Source organism: Pararhizobium sp. (genome assembly GCF_035497515.1).
GTDB lineage: Bacteria > Pseudomonadota > Alphaproteobacteria > Rhizobiales > Rhizobiaceae > Pararhizobium.
This window is the reverse complement of sequence record NZ_DATJDJ010000033.1, coordinates 82782-103344: the sequence shown is the minus strand read 5'-3', so window position 1 is coordinate 103344 and position 20563 is coordinate 82782. Positions and strand designations below refer to the sequence as shown.

The window sequence follows — 20563 nt, the reverse complement described above, 5'->3', positions numbered from 1 at the left end:
AGGTTATAACAGCATTACAACATCGGTTGACGAGGGCTGTAACGGCCTGTCAGTGGAGTGGCGGTGGAACGGAAAGGGCGGTGCGTTGCCGCATCTGCCAGACTGAATGCCCGACCAAAGCGAGGATCAGCACCGCGCCGCCGATAAGCGTCTGGCTCGTGGGGCTTTCCAAAAAGACGATCCAGACCCAGATCGGGGCGAGGATGGTTTCGAGCAAATAGAACATGCCCACCTCCGGCGCCGACAGGTAACGCGGGCCGGTTGCAAGGCAGAAGAAGGCGAGCGGGATCATCACGAGGCCGTCGAACATGATCCAGCCCGGATGGGCGATCTGCAGGCCCTCGGCCGGAGACAGGATGTAGCCGACGACGCAGGGGATGATAGCGGTGGCGAGCGGAACCAGTCCCATGTCCTTGCCGCTCGCCCGGCTGACGGTGATGGCGCAGGCGAGCATCAGGGCGGAGCAGACCGCCATGGCGTCGCCGAAGAAATTGCCGCTTTTCAGGCCGTCATGGACGATCAGGCTGACGCCGAAGACCATGATCGCCATGGTCAGCAGCGTGGCATTGGAGGGGCGTTCTTTCAGGAAAATCCAAGAGAGCACCGCCGCGAACATCGAGGTGAAGGCGACGATGAAGACGACATTGGCGGTGGCCGTATTGAAGACGGCGAGCAGGAAGGTGAAGCTTCCGAGACCATAGAACAGGCCCGCCAGCAATCCGGCCGTGCCGGGAACCAGCGCGATCTTGCGGCCGAGCATCTTGTTCAGCACGATCCAGGCCAGCAGCGCGACGCAGAAGGTGCAAAGGCTGCGAAGGGCGAGAAGCGACCAGACTTCTCCATCGGAAGAGCGGATCAGCGGAATGTCGAACGAGAGGGCAAGGCCGCCAAGTCCGGTGATCAGAAGCCCACGGCGGTGGTGGGCAGCGTCGATTTTATGGCTCAAGTCTCAGTCCGATTCAGTGGCTGCGCTTTCCTCTGTATAGCGCTCCCACCCCTGGGCCATAAGGTGCTCTTGCGGCAAAAACTTTGTTTTATAGTCCATCTTGCGCGAGCCCTTGACCCAATAGCCGAGATAGACATGCGGCAGGCCGCGTTCCTTCACCTTGCGGATATGATCGAGGATCATGAACGTGCCGAGCGAACGATCCGACATGGTCGGGTCGAAATAGGAATAAACCATCGACAGGCCGTCACCCATCTTGTCGGTCAGTGCCGCGCAAATCAGCGGCCCTTTTTCGCCACCAATGCCGTCGCCCTCGACCTTCAGCCGATATTCGATGATCCGGGTGTTGACGTGCGTATCCTCGACCATCATCGCATAGTCGAGCACGGACATGTCCGACATGCCGCCTTTCTGGTGACGATGGTCGAGATAACGGCGGAACAGGCTGTATTGTTCGCTGGAAGGCTCGGCCGGATATTCCGTCGAGACAATATCGCGATTGAGCGCGAGAATGCGGCGCATGGAGCGTGTCGGCACGAATTCGCCGGCAACGATGCGCACGGAAACGCAGGCGTGGCAGCTTTCGCAAGCCGGGCGATAGGCGATGTTCTGCGAGCGGCGGAAACCGCCTTGCGTCAACAGATCATTGAGTTCGGGAGCACGCTCACCCACCATATGGGTAAAGACTTTCCGCTCCATTTCCTGCGGCAGATATGGACAACTGGCCGGTGCGGTCAGGTAGAATTGTGGAGACGGTGCAGTTTGTGTGTTCATCAGGTGCGGAAATCGCTCTTCATGGCCGCTTCGAAAACATTAGCATGGCGCAAGAATGAAAAAGGTCAATCGAGACTTTTTGAACGGCAGCGTTGCAATGCGATAAACCGATTTTTCTGCATTTTCCATGGGCAACTTCATATGGGCGACACAAGCCCGCCCATGCCCTTTCCGAATCAATAGCTGTCGCTGCGAACCGTCACCGTGCCGATCAGCAGGTCATGCAGCAGGCGGCCGCGATCGGTAAACAGCCCGATCAGCAGAACCAGCGGCGTCAGCAGTGCATTGGCGATCCAGAAGATAACTAGATGCACGATGGCGGTCAGGAAATCCATCGGCCGTCCATCGGTGCGGGCGATCGCCAGACCCATCATGCGCATGCCTGGCGAAGCCTGACCGCTACCGCCGACGGTCAAGCCGAAATAGAACATGGCCAGACCGGCAAACAGGATGGGATAGAGAAAGAAGCCCAGCCCCAGCGTCAGGATGCCGAGGAAGAACACGACGACAGCCGCCGGGATCCAGAGAAGGGCGACGATCGCATAGTCGATGACGAACGCAATCACCCGCCGGCTGAGCACGCCCTGATAGGCACGCCAGTCGCTGCTGGGGATCCGAAGGTTTTCGTCACGAAAGGTCATTGCATGTCTCCATGTTCGATGGATCGCATATGGGAAGCACGGGCCTGGAAATCAAATGGATGCGTGAAATTACGTCTATCGCTGGCATTCACCGCATTGCGGTCAGGTGCAGCCATACCGTTTCAAGCTCATCATAGCCTCCGCCCGACGCTTCTTCGAGGTCGACACGCTCCCATCCGCAAGGTGCATATTGGGCCAATAACCAATCCGGTGAGGGATAATTGTAGTAACGGTCGAGGCCGTCGCGGCCTTCCGCCGTTCCGGCCTTGAAGCTCGCATAGAAAATCCCGCCGGGTTTCAATGCATCATGGATTCGGGATATGACGCCAGAAAGTTCTGGTCTCGGTGTATGCAACAAGCAGGCATTGGCCCAGACGCCATCGTACATCCTGGTTTCGCAGAGTTGATCGAAAGCCAGAACCGCGACGGGACGCTGCAAAAGGGTTTCCGCGTGTCGCGCCATTTCGGGCGATCCGTCTGTTGTCGTGACATCGTAGCCGCGCGACAGCATCCTGTAGCTGTCATGACCGCCACCACATCCGAGTTCGAGAATTTTCGCGCGTTGCGGCAGCAAGGCAAGAAAGTCATCCAGCCGCCCAGCTTTCGAGCCGCTGGATCTGGACGCATAGGTTTCCGCTTCCCTCGCGTAGAAATCAAGCGTGACCGGATCGCAGCTGTTCACGACCGCTTCGCCAGGATACGCGCCACGTCCATGGCGAAATAGCTGAGGATGCCGTCGCAGCCGGCGCGCTTGAAAGCGAGCAGGGTTTCGAGCATGACGCGCTCGCCGTCGATCCAGCCATTGGCGGCGGCGGCCTTGATCTGCGCATATTCGCCGGAGACCTGGTAGGCGAAGACCGGCAGGCCAAAGGCTTCCTTCATCCGCCAGCAGATGTCGAGATAGGGCAGGCCGGGCTTGACCATCAGCATGTCGGCGCCTTCCTCGACATCGAGGGCTGCATCCCGCATCGCCTCGGTGCCGTTGGCGGGGTCGATGTAATAGGTCTTCTTGTCGCCCTTCAGCAGCCCGCCGGTGCCGATCGCCTCGCGGTAAGGGCCGTAGAAGGCAGAGGCGAATTTGGTGGCGTAGGACATGATGCCGACATTCTGGTGGCCGGCCGCGTCCAGTGCCTGGCGGATCGCGCCGATGCGGCCGTCCATCATGTCGGACGGGGCGATGATGTCGGCGCCGGTGTCCGCCTGCATGACAGCGGCTTTTGCGATCTGGTCAACGGTCTCGTCATTGACGATTTCGCCGTCGCGCAGGATGCCGTCATGGCCGTGGCTGGTGAACGGATCGAGCGCCACATCGGTGATGACGCCGATATTCGGCACGGCCTTCTTGATCGCCCGCGTCGTCTCGTTGATCAGATTGTTGGCGGCAAGGCTGTTGGAGCCGGTCTCGTCGCGCAGCGACATCTCGATATTCGGAAAGGTTGCAAGAGCCGGAATGCCGAGATCAGCCGCTTCCTTCGCAGCCTCGACCGCCTTGTCGATGCTCATGCGGTTGACGCCGGGCATGGCAGCGATCGGCTCGACGATGCCGGAGCCGGGAACCACGAAGATCGGCCAGATCAGGTCATCGACCGTCAGTCGGTTCTCCTGCACCATCCGACGCGTCCAGTCGGCCTTGCGGTTGCGGCGCATCCGGCGATGGCCGGTGATGAGGTCAACGGCATTGGTCTTGTCGGTCATGTCATCGTCTTTCGATCAGCTTGGCGTGTGGTCGCGGTTTATCATGAGCGACCAGCAAAGGAAAACGCTTCAGGTGCGGCGTTTCATCATCATTTCGAGAAGAGGAGTTGATATCTTTGGCGCCGGTCGACGGCACCGCCACGGGCAAAAAGTCATTTCCTGGGAACCATTTCCGCCATCTCAGGTTTTGGTCTCGTCTTATGGAGCGCTCGACAACGTCACCGATGAGCGGTGATTGGAGGCCTCCGCACAGAGGAGAAGACAATGAATATCGCAGTTAAGATTGCTCTCGCCGCGGCACTTTCGGCAACGTCCCTTGGCGGTTATGCCTATGCCCAGACGACAGGTTCCGTCACGCCAATGGCCGACGACATGGTTACGATCGTCAATGTCGGCGAAGAAACCAACGCAGCCACGGACACGTCGTCGATCCCCGCGACCTATCGCAATCCGTCGCCTGAAACGATCACCAAGGCGCAGGCCGAAATCCAGAACGACCCGGGCCTGATGGCAACACTCCAGGCCAAGAACGTGATCCTCGAAAACGTCATCGGCATCCAGACGGCGGCCAATGGCGGCAAGATCGTTTACTTGAAGTAAACTTGAACTCACAAAGGGGGTCTCGCATTCGGCAAGGCCCCTTTGTGATTATGAAGTGATTCAAAACGTTTTGACATTGGCGAACCGTTCATCGCCCCGAAAGCCCGGCTTGGCAAAGCCGATGCTCGCGACCTATTCTCCGCGCCATGACACTTGATTCTGTCCAGGTACCCAAGCTCTCGCTGACCGAAACGATCTTCGGCCTGTTTCTGCGTCTGGTCGCGGTATCCTGCTTCTGGTTCGGCCTGAACTACTGGGCGATGCTGATCGGCTTTTCGTTCGCCGGCGCCGGGCGGTTTGATTTGCTGCCATTGCCCTGGCGGGTGGCGGCCACATCACTTGCCGTCGTCTATCCCGTCGCAGCACTCGGACTGTGGCTGCTGGTGTCCTGGGGGCCGGTTCTCTGGGTCGTGGCGGCGGCGACCGAAGTGGTGATGTTCGCGATCTACCCGCATGTCTTCGGGACCAAGCCGCTGCTGCTGATTCTGCATTCAGCCGTGGCTCTCACCTTCGTTCTTTTCCGTGCCGCGATCCTGTATCAACGGGCCAAACAGGCCAAGGCTGCAAGAATTGATTTACCTTGAGACAAGGGCTGTGGATGGTAAGGCGCTGTTAAGGCTGTAGTTTAAGTCGAATTTTATACGTATTCGATAATGTCTACCTCAAGGCGGGAGAGAACATACACCGCCAAACAAAACAGTGAGGCAGTCATCATGAACACGAAAATGAAGCCGCAGGTCGTTGCACACAAAGATCCCCACGAAGACGCGATCCGCTCGCTCTACATGGAATCCCTTCACCTCGTCGAACGTCTTCACCGTCGCCTGCTCGACGTCGTCAAGGACGAATTCGACCGCTCGGGCCGCTCCGACGTCAACGCCGTCCAGGCCCTTCTCCTCTTCAACATCGGCAACTCGGAACTGACCGCCGGTGAACTGCGCTCGCGCGGTTACTATCTCGGCTCCAACGTATCCTACAATGTTAAAAAGCTGGTTGACCTCGGCTTCATCAACCACCAGCGCTCGCGCATCGACCGCCGCTCGGTCCGCATCAGCCTGACCGAAGAAGGCCAGGAGATCGCCGAGACGGTCGCCAAGCTCTATGAACGCCACATCGGCTCGATCCAGAAGGTCGGCGGCATCGGCACCGACGAGTTCGGCCAGATGAACAAGCTCCTGCAGCGTCTCGACCGCTTCTGGAACGATACCATGCTCTACAAGCTTTAAGCGCGGCCACGCGCGGGGCAGATCGTGATGGATTGCTGACGGGTGCGCGAGGAGCGCACCCGTTCGCGCGTCTGGAGGCCGACTACTCCACCCGCAACACGTCCTCGGCTCGGACGTCCTCGCGACCGGTCAGTCCGGACCCGCTGTGCCGCCACTCGAAGTCGCCGCGATCATCGCCGTTTTCCTCAGTCTTCAACGCCTGCACTGTGACCTGGCTGTCTGCCTCGATGATGCCGTTGTGGATCTCTTTCAACTCGTTGAGGTTGATCCACTGCGACACGGAAACGGTGCCGGTGTCGCCCTCGTTCTTGACGTAGATGACGAATGCCATAGGCCTTTTCTCCTTCGTTTTGAGTGGTGGGTGCGGACCGGCTTCGCTAGTCCGCTAGTCCGCTAGTCCGCTGGTTTCGGTTGGATCGGTACGGGCGGGGAGACCGCGATGATGCGCGCCTGGGCCTCGACCATGGTGTTGAGGCCGGCCGGAGCGACATCCAGCGCGGGTTCCGCTCCGCCGGCCTTGGAAAACAGCCAATCGAAATCGAAGCGGCCGTCGCAGGTCGGGCGCGGCGAATGCAGGAGCGAGACATCGGTCCAGAATTCGCCGGCACCCGCGTCTCCCTCCGCCGCCAGGCTGACGAAAAAGCCGGGATTGTGATTGTCGGCGCCGAGCAAGCCATGTTCATTGTCCGGCGCCGGATGTTGGGCTGGCACTGTCTCGCCGTCCGACATCAGCATCGCCGACCGATAGGCCAGCTTGGCAGCGGGCTCGCTGCGCTCGATACACAGTTCCATGCCGATGGCGAACGCCGCGTCGGAATTTCCCAACGGCGCGGCAATGGCGTGCCGCACAAGACCGCCGTCGGTGCCTCCGTTGCCATAGGCGAGGGTGATCCGAAGCGTGGTGAACTTTCGCAAATGCTCGGGCTGGCCGGCAAAGCGAAAGAACAGTCGTGCGGATGCAGGGCCGCTCTCCGTCCCGAACCCGGTGGCGACAAGGTCGAAATAGGCCTTGAGATAGGTCTCCGGTGCCGGAACTTCGGAACTGCAAAGGATCGCCGCCGGCGTTTCGAACTCGACGATGCGCAGGCAATCCTCCTGACCTCCAATGCCGGAAAGGTGTGCTGATCGGCGCCCTAGGAGCAGGGCCGAGCGGCTGTATTCCTCGACGGGCCGACCGGGTTCACGGAGATATCCGGTCGTCAGCACCGCCAGATGCCTCTGAACATGCAAGGGGTAGGGCTTGAGCAGGGTCGAAGAGCACAGCCAGGTTTCGCCAATGCCGCTTCGCGCCAATGTCAGCGTCGACTCCGAGGAATCGATATTGCCGAGCAGATCGCGTGTCGGCAGTTCGCGCAACACGGGAGTGGAGGTGGCAAAGTCCGGGGAATAGGTGATGTCGAAATTGCGTCCCATGCGCGTCCAGGCGAGGAAGGTCGCGGCACTCGCCATCGTCGACCGGACCTTGGCACCGGAGGCCTTGAGCGTAACCGTGACCGGTCCCTTTGCCGCGCCCGGTTCGCCCGCGTCCTTCGGATTGGGTTTCCGTTCCGGCGGTCCCCACTCGAAATTGCAGATCAGCAGCGGCGTGTTGCTGCGACCGCGTCTGACATTGCCCTGGTTTTCCTTGGGAATGACGAAGACGGATGTGGAATAACGGCCGGGCGCAACGGGTTGGTGCAGGATGCTCAGGTTTTCCGCGAAACCCCTCTCCCAACGAGCGATGACAACGTCCTTGTCCGCCGCGCCCGCCATGCCATCGACCGCCGCCTTCATCGTGTGGACAAAAAAGACCGTCCCATCGAAGGTCAATTTCAACAACGGCGCATCGATGCCGTGGGCGGTGTAGCCCAGCAGCTCTTTGGATGGCGCCAGGACGGGATCGGGATCGATCCACCAGCAGCGTTCCGCATCCAGGCTCGACGGGTCGGACGGACGATTGTCGATCGTCCAGTTCGGATCGATGTAGCGACGCATCGAGATGCCGAGGAAATGCTCTTCGAGATTCTGTTCCTCGCCACTCAACTGCACCGGCGAAAGCGAGATCATCGAATTGGGAAAGGCCGGTGCGGGTGCATTGACCTGGTCGAAAGTCAGTCCGATCGGCCCCTCCGCGTTCAGCGCCATGCCGAGCGCCGCATTGGCTTCGGTGGGCCGGTAGGAGAGGCGTGGATCGGGGCCGATCTCCTTGCGTGAGTCGAGAATCTCGACCGTCGCGTCGGTCATGCCCTCGAAACCATATCCGAAGCCGGTCTTGATCTCGGCGGCGATCCGGTCGGCGAGGCCGCCGCGCGAGAAGGGCGGTTCCTGCAGAATGGCCAGCACTGGCGGGGCGCTCGGAATACTTCCGTCGTCCCGTGGCGCCGTTGTCAGCGGGATCAGAGCGCGCTGTTGCGGTCGGGTGAGCAGCATGCGCGAGAGGTCCGCCAGCATGGCGACACGCAAGATCCAGGCCTCCGCCGGCGTCCGGCGCGTTTCGCGACTGGTGTTCCAGGCCTTGACCTCGCGATGTGAAACCGCCTTCAGCGCGCCGGCATAGCGGGAGCGAAGGGTGAAACGATGCCGGAAGATGCTTGCCGATGGCGCTTCCCAGAAGTGCTGTTCCAAGACGGTTCTGGAAGGAAGTGGCAGCAGCCGTTGTGTGACGGTCTGTGAATCGATGTTCGGCCGGTCGAAAAAGGCTTCCTGTTCGAACCGGGACAGCGAATGACCGTCGGTGATCGGCTGTTCCTTCAGCGGCATGACGACGTGCGATGCCAGGGCGGGCTTGTCGGACAGGGCGTTTTCATCGCGGAAGTGCAGGGGATCGATGTGATGATAGATTGGCCGGCCACTTGGCCTCCAGCGCTGGGTCGTCACGTCGATTTCACTGAGGAGGCGCCATTGGCGGGTCCGCTTTGCCTTGTCGGGGGCCGGAAGCTCGGCCCGCGTTTCAAGATCGTAGCGGCGGGTGCGGTCGATCGGCCGCACCGCTACCATGTCCCCGGCGAGTGCGATGGCCGGCTTGTCGGCAGGCTTCAATTTGTCGGAGAGATCGATTTCCGGCATGCCGTTCAGCATGGTCTCGATGCGCAGGGCGAGCGACGGGAAGGCGAGGAAAACGATCTTCGTGCCGGGCTGGACGACGGCGCGCGACGCATGCTGGTGCAGGCCGTTGTGGAAGACGGCGGGGTGCGGACCGGACGGATCGAAGTGCCGGTTTGCAACCAGCGCATCGATCGACAGTCGCGCCGCGATCCCGGCCGGAACGCCTGCGCGCAATCCGCCGGCGGACAGGCCGAAATCGCCTGATGTCAGCGACATCGTGAATGTGAACGCCGTCTCGATCGGCTGGAAGACGACGCTCATCAGCAACTGTGGTGTCCAGAGCTGGTTGGGCTTGATCGTTTTTGCGATGGCGAGAAGCGTTTGCCCGAAGAAGATATCGGCATGGACAAACGATGAGGATGGGGCGGACGGCCCCAACTGGTCCTGGATCGCCAGTTCGACGCGCAGCCCGTCCACGGCGGGATCCGGCAGGCGGTCGAGCGCGCCTGCAAGTCCCAGATGGGTATCACGCAACACATAGGCCGTCAGCAGTGCCCGGCGCAGGTTGTCTGTTGCCTCTTCGTTGACACCGCCCGGCTTCGAATTGGGAAAGGCCGCATCGCGCAAATCGGCATTGGAGAACCAGCGGTCGAAATCGAGATAACCGACGCGCGGTGCCGTGATTTCCGCTGTGACGGAGGAGTTGACGACATCCTTCCAAGCCTTGTCGGCCGGAGCCAACAGCAGCAGCGGTGCGGCGACATCATAGGGCTTGAGGTCGTCGGTGACGGCGAAGCTGAGGGATGCGGAGGCGGCCGATGCCAGCGACAGCCGGATCCAGCCCGCATCGATGGCCGTTTCTGTTTTGATAACTGTTTGCTTCGTCACGCTGCCGCAGGTGGCGGAGAAAACGCGGGTGGCATCGCCGGCTTCGGTTTCGACAGGCTCGACGCCGAAGACGAGATCGTTCACCGCGCTGAAATCGAAGCCTTCGGTAAAGTCGAGCTCGAGGCTGGCAATGCCGGGGTCGGTCGCGCTTTGCGGCGCCCTGTCGAACAGTCGCACGGTGAGCTTCGCCGGTGTGCCGCGGAACACGGTTTCGCTGATGCGCCATTCCGCCTTCTTTGCTGCAACGGCTGGAATGCTCAGCGTTCCCGTACCGTCCCGATCCCGAAAAATGTCGCGCACGCCGGGGCAATCGCCCGAGGCGATGACCGTGCGGGGATAATCCTCGGAAACCGGAACGACGTCTTCGATCGGCGCGCCGATACGACGGGGCCGATTGACCTCCGGAACCTCTTTGAGCGCGATCTGGCCGATGGCGGTGCGCCGTTGATAGGCGGTCGTCGAGACGAGGTCCGGATCAGGTTTGTCGTCCTTTTGCGGGGCCTTGATCTCCTTGTCCGGCATCCAAGCGCTGGCTTTTTGCGCCGGCGGCGCTGCTTGTCGTTGCAGGGCGAGCGGCAATGTTCCGGCATTGGTCGTCGCGAAGCTGAAAGCCTCGAAGGTCCGCCCATAGGCGAGACGCGGCACCTTGGCAAAATCCGTGACAAAATCCAGGTCGGGCGCTTCGTAGCTGTAGAAGGGGGCGTTGTTGCCCGACGCCTCGGGAACCGGGTCGGCGGCGGTACGGCCGAAGGTCGTTGCGGCAAGCGGAAGGCCTTCGTAGGCGATGAACATCGGACCGCGCCCATCGCTGACGGCCGGAAGCATGGGATGGATGGCCGCTGAGACGTTCGGTGCGGCTTCACCGGCCGCAGCGTCGGGCGGCGGCATGGGCCAGGTGAGGTCGGCAAGGCTGGCATGCGCCCATTTGTCGGTGGCGTCATCCGTGTCGATGCGCCGGATGGCGATGCCGATGCCATTGAAATGATTTGAAAATGTTTCGATATCCGCCCCGTCGATATTGGAGGCGATCTGGATCGGCAAGGGCGCGGGTGCCGTGTCGGGAATGAAGCGGGCAAATTGTTCGATGATGTCGGCCATCGGTGCCATGGCGGCCGCGTAGGTATTCTGGAACAGGGTTTTCAGCGCATCGATGCCCGATGGATCGAAGCCGGTGAACGGTGGGGTCCTCAGGAGGCTGTCCGCGATCGGCCGGAAACAGCGGACCGGGTTTGACGGAACGGGCTCTTCCGAGGGCATCAGCAGGCGGATGAGATAATAATCCGCCGCACCGGCGATCGTGATCAAGTGCCGCGGCTTCGACACCGGCATTTCGGGTGTCGAGACCGGCGGATTTGCCTTTGCAAAGCTGAGAAGGGCCTTGCTGAACTCGCTGGCCGAACCACGCCGAACGGCCTCGGCGCCATTGAAGGAATTTTCCAGCAGGGTCCGATAATCGGCCCAGGCCTCGACAAACGCTTTTGTCAGGACTTCGGTCAGGGCGGGCTCACCGGGGCGCTTGATTTCGGCCAGATACGCCTCGGCGAAAAGCGCAGGAAGGTCCGTTTCGCCGCGCTTGGTGTGCTCCATCAACTGGATGGCGGCATATTCGATGCCTGCCTCATCCTGCAGTTTCTTGAGCGTCTCCGTCAGTGCCCGTCGGAGAAATGCTGGCTTCTTGTCTTCGAGCGCGGCCTTCAGTGCTGGTGTGATCTCTGTTGGCGCATCGTCTCCGAAACAGGTCAGTAGCGCGTCCAAAAGGCGTATTTCAACGCTGGCATCCTTCGCGCTCGCATCGATGCCGTGAGCGCTGCGCAGGCAGTTGATGATCGCCGTGCGATCCGGCGGCGATGGCGGGACATTGGCTTGCATGAACAGGGGATTGGCGGCCTTCAACGCCTTGCGCAGGGCGCCCGTTACCTTTGCCGGATCGAGCGCGCTCGCTTTCAAGTCAAATGGATCGGAAATTTTTTTCTCGATCCGGTCGAGCAGGACGATGACGAGCGGCGCCAGGATTTCGCCGGCGCTGCCATCGCCCGAAACCGGCTTGAGGACGGACAGGACGATCGCGTCGAGCGCCGTGATGAGGCTCGTCGTCGCCAGCCAGGCGGCGGCGGGGGCAACGAGTTTTGGTTTTTTGTCGATCTCATCGCAGGTCCACAGGAAAAGCTTGTCGAATTCATCGACGCTTCTGGCATCCGTATCGGGGCCGGCGAGGGCTTCGGTCGTCGACATCAGCGATGCCGCGCGTGCCTCGAACCAGGTTGTGATGCGCCAGAGGTGTTCCGCCTCCGGATCCACCCTGAGATATCCGTCCGGTGTGAGGAGTTCGTGGATCAGATCGGGCGTGGCGGTGAAGAGGGTGGCGGTATCCAGCACCTCCGTACGGCAGGTTATCTCCCCCTGCTTTCCGCCGGCGTCATAGGTGAAATCCCATTGCCGTTCCGATCCGTCGATGTCCTGCGGTCCTGGAATGCCGATAATATCGGGAACAGGCACGGCCGGGTCCGAGAAGAAAGCCAGGATGACGTAATTCGGCTCGGTCATGCCGGTCGGACGCAGGATGTGCGTGAGATGCAGGCGATGCGCCACCGGCGCGTTCCAGGAATGCGCGGCTCGCAGCCGATAGGTCGCTGCCGCCGTTTCCGCGTTGATCGCCGCATTCGGTTCCGCAGCGGCGGTGAATGTGGTCCAATAGTGCGTCTTTGGATCAGCCGGATTCGCGTTGCAGAGCCAGGTCATGGCCTGGTCAGGCATGCCGGCGGCAGGTGGTTCTGATACCGTATCGACACGGCCGATATGGACAAGCGTGTAGGACGTGGGGTCGACAGGGCCGTCCGGCCGCGCCTCGAACAGGTGAAATTGCACTGTCTGGGCATCAATGAGAAAGGCCGTGAACCGGACTTTCGCCAGCGCTTCATCGCCTTTGAGTTCATCACGCCGGGCCTTGGCAGCCGCATCGTCGCCGATCACCTCGCTGCGGGCGATATCGGTCGGGCATTCGAACCCGAGATTGACTGCCAAGGATGGAGCGGCGTGATAGCGTTCCGGTTCGGCATCGAGAAGGCAGTGGATGATGGGTGTCTTCAGGGCCATGACTAGTTGCTCGCCTTCTGGAGTTTTTTGACTGCCTGTTCCGCCTGGTCGATCCTCGTCTTGAGTTTTTCATCCTCGACCTCGCCGTTGACGCTGCTGGTCACGGAGGTCTCCGACTTGCCGCCGCGCAGCTTGTAGTTGACATTGGCGCGGGCGCTCAGCGTGAAGAAGCGGGAGATGCGGATGCTGACCGATAGCGAGCCCTGGCCGTCTATCTGGCCGTTGTCGCGGTAGCTCAGCCGCAGCATCAGGTTGATGCCGACCGTTACCATGCCGCAGACATCGACCTGGCCGGCGATGACGACCACGACCGCCAGCGACAGCCCGCCACCCGGTTTGCCGATCATCTTGCGATAGGTCATGACCCCCGACAGGGTGATGAAAACCTGGCCGACGAAGGGGCCGACCGCGAAGGCAAGTGCTGCCGACCCGCCGGCGCCGGCCTCGACGGAGACCATCAACTGGCTGTCGAAGGGACGGTATTCCGCGTCGATCTGGATATAGCCGGTGCCGCCGATGATGAAGATCGAGAAGATGAACGGGCGCTCGATCGTCGACAGATTGAACCGGTTGGCGATCATGAAATCCGGGAAGGCGACCAGCTTGAAATGGTTCTCGATGGAAATATTCGAGACGCCGCTGGTGCCGAAATTCAGGGTCACCGGCGGGATGATGAAGTCGTGTTCGACGCCGACGGGAATATTGTCCTGCTTGACGATCTTCAGACCGCCCGCCTCGTCTGGAAACAGGGTGGCAAGAAAATCCTGGATGAACTTGAAGGACGGATTGAGGTGGATGTTCTTCGGGTCGAACTCGATGTCGAGACCTTTTTCGCGGGTAAAATTCAGCGCGAATTTTTCGAACCGGACCATCGACTGACCGGCGGCGATGACGTCGATCGTCGTGTCGATGCGACCGAAGCCAGTCTGTGTCACCCGGTCCTGGTCCTTCGAGGCTTCCAGCCGTACCTGTCCCGTCAAATGCATGTCGACGAAATCGATCTGGAAGACGCCGAGCGAGAACAGGGTGCGCCGGCCCGGCATCGGCGCGTCGATGTCGACCTGCACCCAGGCGCGCGCCTGCGCCTTGTCGAAATCGTGGGTGACGCGAATGGCATCCTTGGTGCCGGCCGGCATCTTGTAGCCCTCGAACAGGCTTTTCAGATTGAGCCCGCCGAAATTGCCAAAGATGTCGCCGATATTGAAATTGGAGAGATCGGGCGCGACCAGCCGGTCGCCGATCTGGTTGAAGGGCAGCGTCAGGCCGAGCGCCTTCAATTCGTCGCCGAGCTGATTGAACAGGGCGCTCGCCTCGGTCGTGTCGATGATGTCGGTGAGATCGTCGAACCCGGAGCGGATGCGGTCGATATCGGACTTCAGCGCCGCAAGCTCCGGCGCCGAGCTGACCGCCGAATAGAGTTTCAGGATATTGGACGGCGCCGCCATCGGATCGGGATCATCGAGCCGCCCGACCGCATCGAACAGCCTGTCGCCATACATCCGCGCCGTCTCGAACGAACGGGAAAGATCGTTCTGCAGGCTGCGCACGGAATGATCGAAGGCCTTGACGGTGCCGATCAGGTCTGCGGCCTTGGCGGGCAAGTTTCCCAGTTCGTCTTCGATGCTCTTGATCAGCGGTTGGTACTGCTTGCTGATCTCGTCCATCTCCTTCTCGACGTAGTTTTTGAAGCCGGTCGCGACGGTCTCGATATATGTGCCAGCGGCGCCGATGCCCTCGAAGACGGCCGAACAGGCGGCCGAGACTTGGCCGATGCCGTCCAGTGTGGTGGCGCTGAGGTTTGCCAGAAGTGTGCTTGCTGTCCTGCTCAATTCGGTCAGGCTGGTGCAAATGGCGGCGAGCGCGCCGCCGAAGGTCGTCAGATCTTCCGGCAGAGGCGCCAACAGGCTTGTCAGGCCCGGCTCGATAACCTTGTTCCGAACCACGGTTTTCAGGAGCTGGCTGGGTCCAAGCACCGTCTGGACGGTTTTCAGCGCGTCCTGAATGTCGCCGAGAACGGAATCGACTGTTCGATGCGCCGTCCGTACCTCCCGCAGCAGCGTATCGCTGATGGAGGACAATTCGCTCATTGTCGCGGCCACGATGAAGTCGACGGGCTCGCCGATCTTCAGCAGGGAATTATCGAGCCATGCCGAGAGTGTTGAAACCGGTTCGTCGATCCCGACCCAGATATGGCCCAGGTCGGAGGCGATCTCATCAAAGCCAGCGTCGGCAAACGCATTGGCGATATCGACAACACTATCGGCCTTGTCGGCCAGTTCCGTAACCAACGCGGTGACATTTTCTGTCAGGTCGAGGACGGCACCGCTCAATGCCCCGAGCGTGTCATCATTCAGCGCCTCGATCATCAGGATCGTCGTGCGGATGTCGGTGATGAGCGCCTTGGCCGACGTGGCTGCTTCGCTCAGCAGCTTGAGTGCGTCCGTCGATTCCGTCTTAAGCGGTTCGGCTATGCCCGCAGTGGTGGAGATTTTCGCGGCGAGGACGGCAATGCCGGCGATTGCATCATCCAGCTTGCCGTCTCCGGCTGCAGGCGAAAGGTCATTGATGGCCTGAATGACATTTTCAAGCAGCCGACGAACAGTGCCTTGGAGCGTCGCGACATCCTCGATCCCATTCTGTCCCGCCTTCGCGACCGCTGTCAGCGCCTTCGAAACATGCCCGCCGATGGCCTGGCTGACGCCGGAAAGTTCGACGGCAAATCGCTGGCGGGCCTCCGTGACCGAGGCGGCGATGTCGGCCGCGACATTGCTGACCATGGCCTCAAGGCCGACACGAAACGATTTCCGTCGCTCGGCAGACCAGGGCTTGCCGCGATCGTAGCCCGCCGAGAATTGTTCCATGCGCTGTCTTGCGCGACCGAAGATCGCTTCGATATCGGTCTCCACAGACAACAGGATGGTTCTGGCTTTTTCCGCGCTTGCACCGGCATTGCCGATATCGTCGCTGGCGTCGTTGAAGATCGGACGCAGATGTTCCGTGATGCGATCCGCAAGTATTGTGATTGCTTCGGTTTTCGTCGCCGGAAGAGGGATGGGCTTTTCGTCTATCTTTCCCGGAAAGTTGTTTTCGATATCCGCCACCCAATCGGACAAGGCGGTGGTGATCAGCATTTCCTTGCGCCGGATCATGCCGATGGCATCGGTCTTCAGCTTGTCGCAGAGCTTGATGCCTTCGTCGAAATCCTTGAGCGGTTTCAAATCTCCGAGGATCGACGAACCGTCCGCGAATTTTGGCAACTCGGTTTTGATCTTTTCGGAGATGTTTTGGCCGATCCACTGATCGCCAAGGGACTTCAGGGCATTTTCCACGGACGGCTTGTCTGCCTTGGACAAGCCAGCGATCAGTTCGGTGATTGCCGCCGAATAGTGTGCGACCTCCGGAATGCCGGCGCCGGTACCATCCGCATTCCAGTAGGCAAGTTTCTCGATTGCCTCCGGCTCCACGCCGATTGCCTGAATGCCTTCGGCGCTCTCCAGAACCTTTGTGAGGTCCTCGAACAATGGCTTCGGCCCGTCGGCCTCATGCTTGATGCGCATGAAGCTGACGCTGTCGAGGCCGACATAGACGGGCTTGCCGGAGCGGCCGGCATTGATGGCCGTCTTCTGCGCGGCGGGCGCCAGGCGCCAGGTGAAGCGGCGTGTTCCGGGCAGGATGCGGGTGACGGCGGCCCGGCGACTGTCCGGAGTGGCGGATTGCCGGGGCCTGTCGGTCAGCTTGGCGAGGGATTGCGCCGGCGGCATGCAGGCATAGTCGATGTCGAGGCGCGGCATCCATTGATTGGTGTCGCTCGTGCCCGCTTTGAATTCGGAGAAGAAGAACAGGTTGTCGGTGTCGATGCATTCCTGCGCCACGACCGGGTTGTCGCCATCTCCTTCAGCCACGGTGACGAAGGCGATGTCGGGCATCGGATAGACCTGCGGCCGTTCGCGGGCGCTCAGAAGGTTCCAGAGCGGAATTTTCCAGCCATAATCGCCAATCTCGGTGCTCCAGGCGCTGTCGACGTTGATGATCTTGGAGTTGAAACGCACACGATCGAGGAAGCCTGTGCTGCGGGGTGCGGCGGCGGCAAAATCCGGGTAGCAGCGCTCGGGTTCGAGAAGCTCGACATATTCTCGCACCTTTCGCAGGATCGGGCGGCGCGAGCGCGTCCGTTCCGGGTCTTCGGCATGTTTCGGGGCGAACTGGGCCGAGGGATTGACCGTGCGTTCGTAGACGACGACGTGCTTGGCGCGGTGCCAGAAAGCGCCGATGCGGCCCAGTACCTCGACCTTCTGCCGCTCCACATGGCCGTTGCGGGTCTCGCTGATGATCGTCACGATGCCGCCGAGCAAGCTTGCCTTCTGTGTCGCGTCGCCGCCGGTCGGCGAAAGTGCGATGGCTTCGATTGTTCCGCCGCCCGATTCCGGCCGTTGCAGGAGCTCATTGAACAGATTGCTGGATTCGACTGGCCAGAGCGCGCCGCCGCTCAGACCCTGCGGATGCGTACGCGGCTTGCTGCGATCCAGTCGCCGCGCATCGGCGAGATTCGGCTTGAGACTACCGGCATTGGGCCAGGCATCGTGATCGCCGGGCTGTTCGAGCCTCGCGAGCGGCGGCCGGTGCAGGGCCGTGCTCCGTAGGGCGAAACTGACGCCGTCGGCAAAGCGGGCAGGGGTGAAATCGACGGCCGAATCCGGATCGCGCGCCCAGACTTCCAGCCGCTCCGGCCGGCGCGCGACAGCGCGGGAAAGGGCGTTCCAGCGGGCCGAAAGGTTTGGTTCCGCGTCGGCGTCACGTGCGGCACCAGTGATCCTGCCGCTCAGCGCCTCGATTTCGGCGACGCGCGCCTGGAGCGCCACGGCGCGTTCTCGCGAGACGTCGATGCCGACGGAAAGACCATAGAGAAATTCGCCGCGCAGATAGGCAAGCGCAGCGCCCAGGCCATATTCTCCACGCTGGCGGAAAATCTCGTAGCTGGTCGATTCCGGCATGAAATAGCCACGCTCGACATCGCTCGGACGAATCCAGAATTCCGTCGATGGCGTCAGCCGGAATTCCACCGCCCGGCGCTTCAAGCCGCTGGTCCTGGCATTATCGCCTTCGGTCACGAAAGGGCGGATGGCATCCTGCGAGCCGTCAGCCGCGTCGTGGTGGAGGTCGTGGATTTCCAGTCTCCGGGGCTTGTCGGCACTCTCGCCGACCGCTTGCGGCGGCAGGACATAGTGATAGTGATCCGTCACCTTGCGATATTGCCAGATGCGATCGTCGCCGGAGTAATAGGCCACGGATCCGGAGCCGGCGTCGCCGCGACTGCCGAGCGGTTGATGAATGTAGCAAAAAAGCGAAAACGGTTCTTCCGACAGCACGACATAGTTTTGCGGGGCCGCTTCCGGTGCGTTTTCGTAAATGTCCGCCTCGATCAGGCGGTCCTGTGTCGGCGCGATGCTTTCGCGGATGCTGAGCCAGTAGCGGTAACCGGATGCAGCGCTGGTCGATCCGTCTCCGTCGGGGCGGATGAGGAGAGGCGCCGGACGGCCAGAACGGTCCATGCGGGCGACATCGACACCGACCGGAGTGACGTCGCTGACGGCCAGGACGGCATGGATCGACGCGGCGATACGGCTCGGCGCAAGGGGGATCGGCGGGCCACCGTCCCCCATGCCGTCGCGGGTGCCCGGGCCACCCAGGCGCAAATAGGTCCTGGTAAGCTCTTCCGGACGTGGCGGCAACGGGCCTTCCACCGGCTTCAAGTCGAACTGCAGCGACGAGAGCCGCCCGGACCAGGCATCGCCCGGCGGCATGACTTCCAGAATGTAGGAGGCGAAGAAGGGGGCGCCATCGGCCACGGCCTCGCTTTGCGCCTCTGCCCAGCCATCGTCGCGCGAGAGCAGCAGGTTGACCCGCGTCGGCACCTTCCGGTCGTTGAAGAAGGTCAGGCCGCTGGCGATCAGCTTCAGCGTGTTGGCCGTCAATCCGGCGGTGTCGTCGGAGTTTTGAATGAGATCGCCCGGCTCGGCGAGTGTCAGGCGCAGGCGCGGACGGACGAACAGCATTTGCGCAGGCCCGGTGGCCGCCGGGCGCCCCCAGGCCAAAAGCCCGGATGCCTTTCCATCCTTGGTATCGTTATCGAGGAAACGAGCCTCCAGAGATGGCCCGGCGAGTGCCAGCCGGATCGCCTGTTTGCCGTCGGCCTGGAGGTCGGGAAGGATGGAGCGTGCCTGTCCGGCCTCGATCGGTTTTAGCGCTTCCCGGGCTTCACGGAACGAATGCGCGGCATGGCGCAGCAGGCCGAAATCGAGGTCGGCGCCCTTTGCCGGGCTGCCACCGAGATTGTCGCCGGTCGGGATATCGTTCTTCCAGTGCAGGGCAAGGTCCACCTTCGGCGACCAGCGCCGATGGTCGGTGTGCCAGATATCGTCATCCGGGATGTGCCATGACAGCTTGCAATCGACATAGAGGCTTTCTGCGGTATTGACCCATCCGCCGGTTTCCTTCTGCAGTCGCAGGCTGAGGCCATTGCCGCCCTTCTTGATGTCGTCGGCTGCCTTCGGATCGTCGCCGCTGGCCGACACCGCGATGCGGTAGATGAAGGCCGGTTTCTCGGCTTCCCCGCCTTCCTTCGAAAAGCGGAGGCTGAGGTCAGCGGTCGAGTCGCCCGCTTTCAAGCGTGGCCATTCAGCCGATTTGGGGTCGATCGAAAAGCCGTAGCGGCCCAGCATGTCCTGGGTGAAAGGGCGGGAATTGTCCGGCCAGAATTTCCTGGGGTCGATCGTCCTGTATTTCTGTTTTCCGTCATAGACGGCGAACTGTCCCTGCGAAGGCTTGCCGCGCGCCGAAAAGCCGAAGGTTCCGAGCGTGGCGTCGGATGGATATTTGCTGCCGCCGAAAACGAAAGAGGTCAGCGATACGGGTGTCGGGGAGGTATCGACCGCATCCCCCTCGATCCAGCCGCCGACGAGCGTGGTGAATTGCAGGATCTTGTCGAAGGTGCCAGTGCCGGGTTCGTAGACGGCGGTGAAGGGAAAGGCACCGGGATCGGCCTGCGGGCCGGAAAGGAGCGTTGCCCTGCGGGCCGGCAGGGGCAGATGCAGGTTGAGGCAAAAGCGCGGACCGCCCCGCCAGCCGACATCCAGCCCGGACAGGACCGTCATCCCGGGGGCATACTGGCACGACCGGACGAGCGGCCAGCGGAGGTCGAGAACCTCCTTCTGCAAAGGCGTTGTGGCCCGGTGCTGCTCAAGCAGAAAGGCGCCACGGAAGGCGACCCTGTCGGTGTCGGTGTTGTACTTTCCGGCGTCGATCCAGATGGCGCAATCATTTTCAGCGTTATCTTCGAACCAGGCGACAGCTTCCTTGACCTTGAAATCAAACAGGCTGGGGTGAATGGCGGGAAGTGGTTGGTCAGGTCGATATTTGTCGCGCGGGGTCCATCGCAGGATGGGCCGGAAAACGCCCGTCTCCCCTTTTTCCAGGTAGTGGATTTCCAAGACGCCTTCGATCGGCTTCTCCGCAAGGTCCTCGATATCCGGGCGCGGCGGCCAGTGGAAATCACCATAGAGACGAAAAGCCAGAACCATCTTGCATGTCCCCCCGGACGTCAGGCCGCTCACGTTGATGGTGTATTAACTCATATTAAAGATGCAACGTAAAGTACTTGTTGTGAATTTATTATCGCA

General features: G+C 61.3%; 11 protein-coding genes. 3 read left to right on the top strand and 8 right to left on the bottom strand.

The features are described 5' to 3' along the window. Positions 1-49: 49 nt before the first annotated feature. The 5 genes from VL202_RS03255 to hemB all read right to left on the bottom strand — a co-directional run bounded on the left by VL202_RS03255 (position 50) and on the right by hemB (position 4056). Positions 50-946: a DMT family transporter gene (locus tag VL202_RS03255; RefSeq protein ID WP_325462736.1), complete on the bottom strand. Its 897-nt coding sequence runs from the start codon at positions 944-946 to the stop codon at positions 50-52. A 3-nt stretch (positions 947-949) separates the two neighbouring features. After that, a complete protein-coding gene (locus tag VL202_RS03250) occupies positions 950-1720 on the bottom strand; it encodes an arginyltransferase (RefSeq protein WP_325462735.1) in 771 nt (256 codons plus the stop codon). 176 nt (positions 1721-1896) lie between these two features. Further along, positions 1897-2361 (bottom strand): RDD family protein, encoded by a 465-nt coding sequence (locus VL202_RS03245; protein WP_325462734.1) that lies wholly within the window; start codon positions 2359-2361, stop codon positions 1897-1899. An 88-nt stretch (positions 2362-2449) separates the two neighbouring features. Further along, positions 2450-3043, bottom strand: coding sequence for a class I SAM-dependent methyltransferase (locus VL202_RS03240; protein ID WP_325462733.1), 594 nt, complete (start codon positions 3041-3043; stop codon positions 2450-2452). Further along, a complete protein-coding gene (gene hemB, locus VL202_RS03235; protein ID WP_325462732.1) occupies positions 3040-4056 on the bottom strand; it encodes a porphobilinogen synthase in 1017 nt (338 codons plus the stop codon). Before hemB ends, VL202_RS03240 begins: the two co-directional genes overlap by 4 nt. A gap of 264 nt (positions 4057-4320) precedes the next feature. On the opposite strand from hemB, the gene VL202_RS03230 reads away from it, so the two are divergent. From VL202_RS03230 to ldtR, 3 genes are all read left to right on the top strand, one after another. After that, entirely contained in the window at positions 4321-4656 is a 336-nt protein-coding gene (locus VL202_RS03230) for a hypothetical protein (RefSeq protein ID WP_325462731.1), read from the top strand. 146 nt (positions 4657-4802) lie between these two features. Beyond that, a complete protein-coding gene (locus VL202_RS03225; RefSeq protein ID WP_325462730.1) occupies positions 4803-5240 on the top strand; it encodes a DUF6163 family protein in 438 nt (145 codons plus the stop codon). A gap of 129 nt (positions 5241-5369) precedes the next feature. Beyond that, positions 5370-5882, top strand: coding sequence for a transcriptional regulator LdtR (ldtR, locus tag VL202_RS03220; RefSeq protein ID WP_325462729.1), 513 nt, complete (start codon positions 5370-5372; stop codon positions 5880-5882). An 82-nt stretch (positions 5883-5964) separates the two neighbouring features. Here the strand turns inward: ldtR and VL202_RS03215 are convergent, their stop codons facing one another. From VL202_RS03215 to VL202_RS03205, 3 genes are all read right to left on the bottom strand, one after another. Further along, positions 5965-6213, bottom strand: a complete 249-nt coding sequence (locus VL202_RS03215) for a hypothetical protein (protein ID WP_325462728.1) — start codon at positions 6211-6213, stop codon at positions 5965-5967. 62 nt (positions 6214-6275) lie between these two features. Next, on the bottom strand, positions 6276-12887 hold the full coding sequence (locus VL202_RS03210) for a hypothetical protein (protein WP_325462727.1): 6612 nt from the start codon (positions 12885-12887) through the stop codon (positions 6276-6278). Between the two features lie 2 nt (positions 12888-12889). Next, positions 12890-20464 carry a hypothetical protein gene (locus VL202_RS03205; protein WP_325462726.1) on the bottom strand — a complete coding sequence of 2525 codons (7575 nt, stop codon included), beginning with the start codon at positions 20462-20464 and terminating at the stop codon, positions 12890-12892. Between the last annotated feature and the right edge of the window lie 99 nt (positions 20465-20563).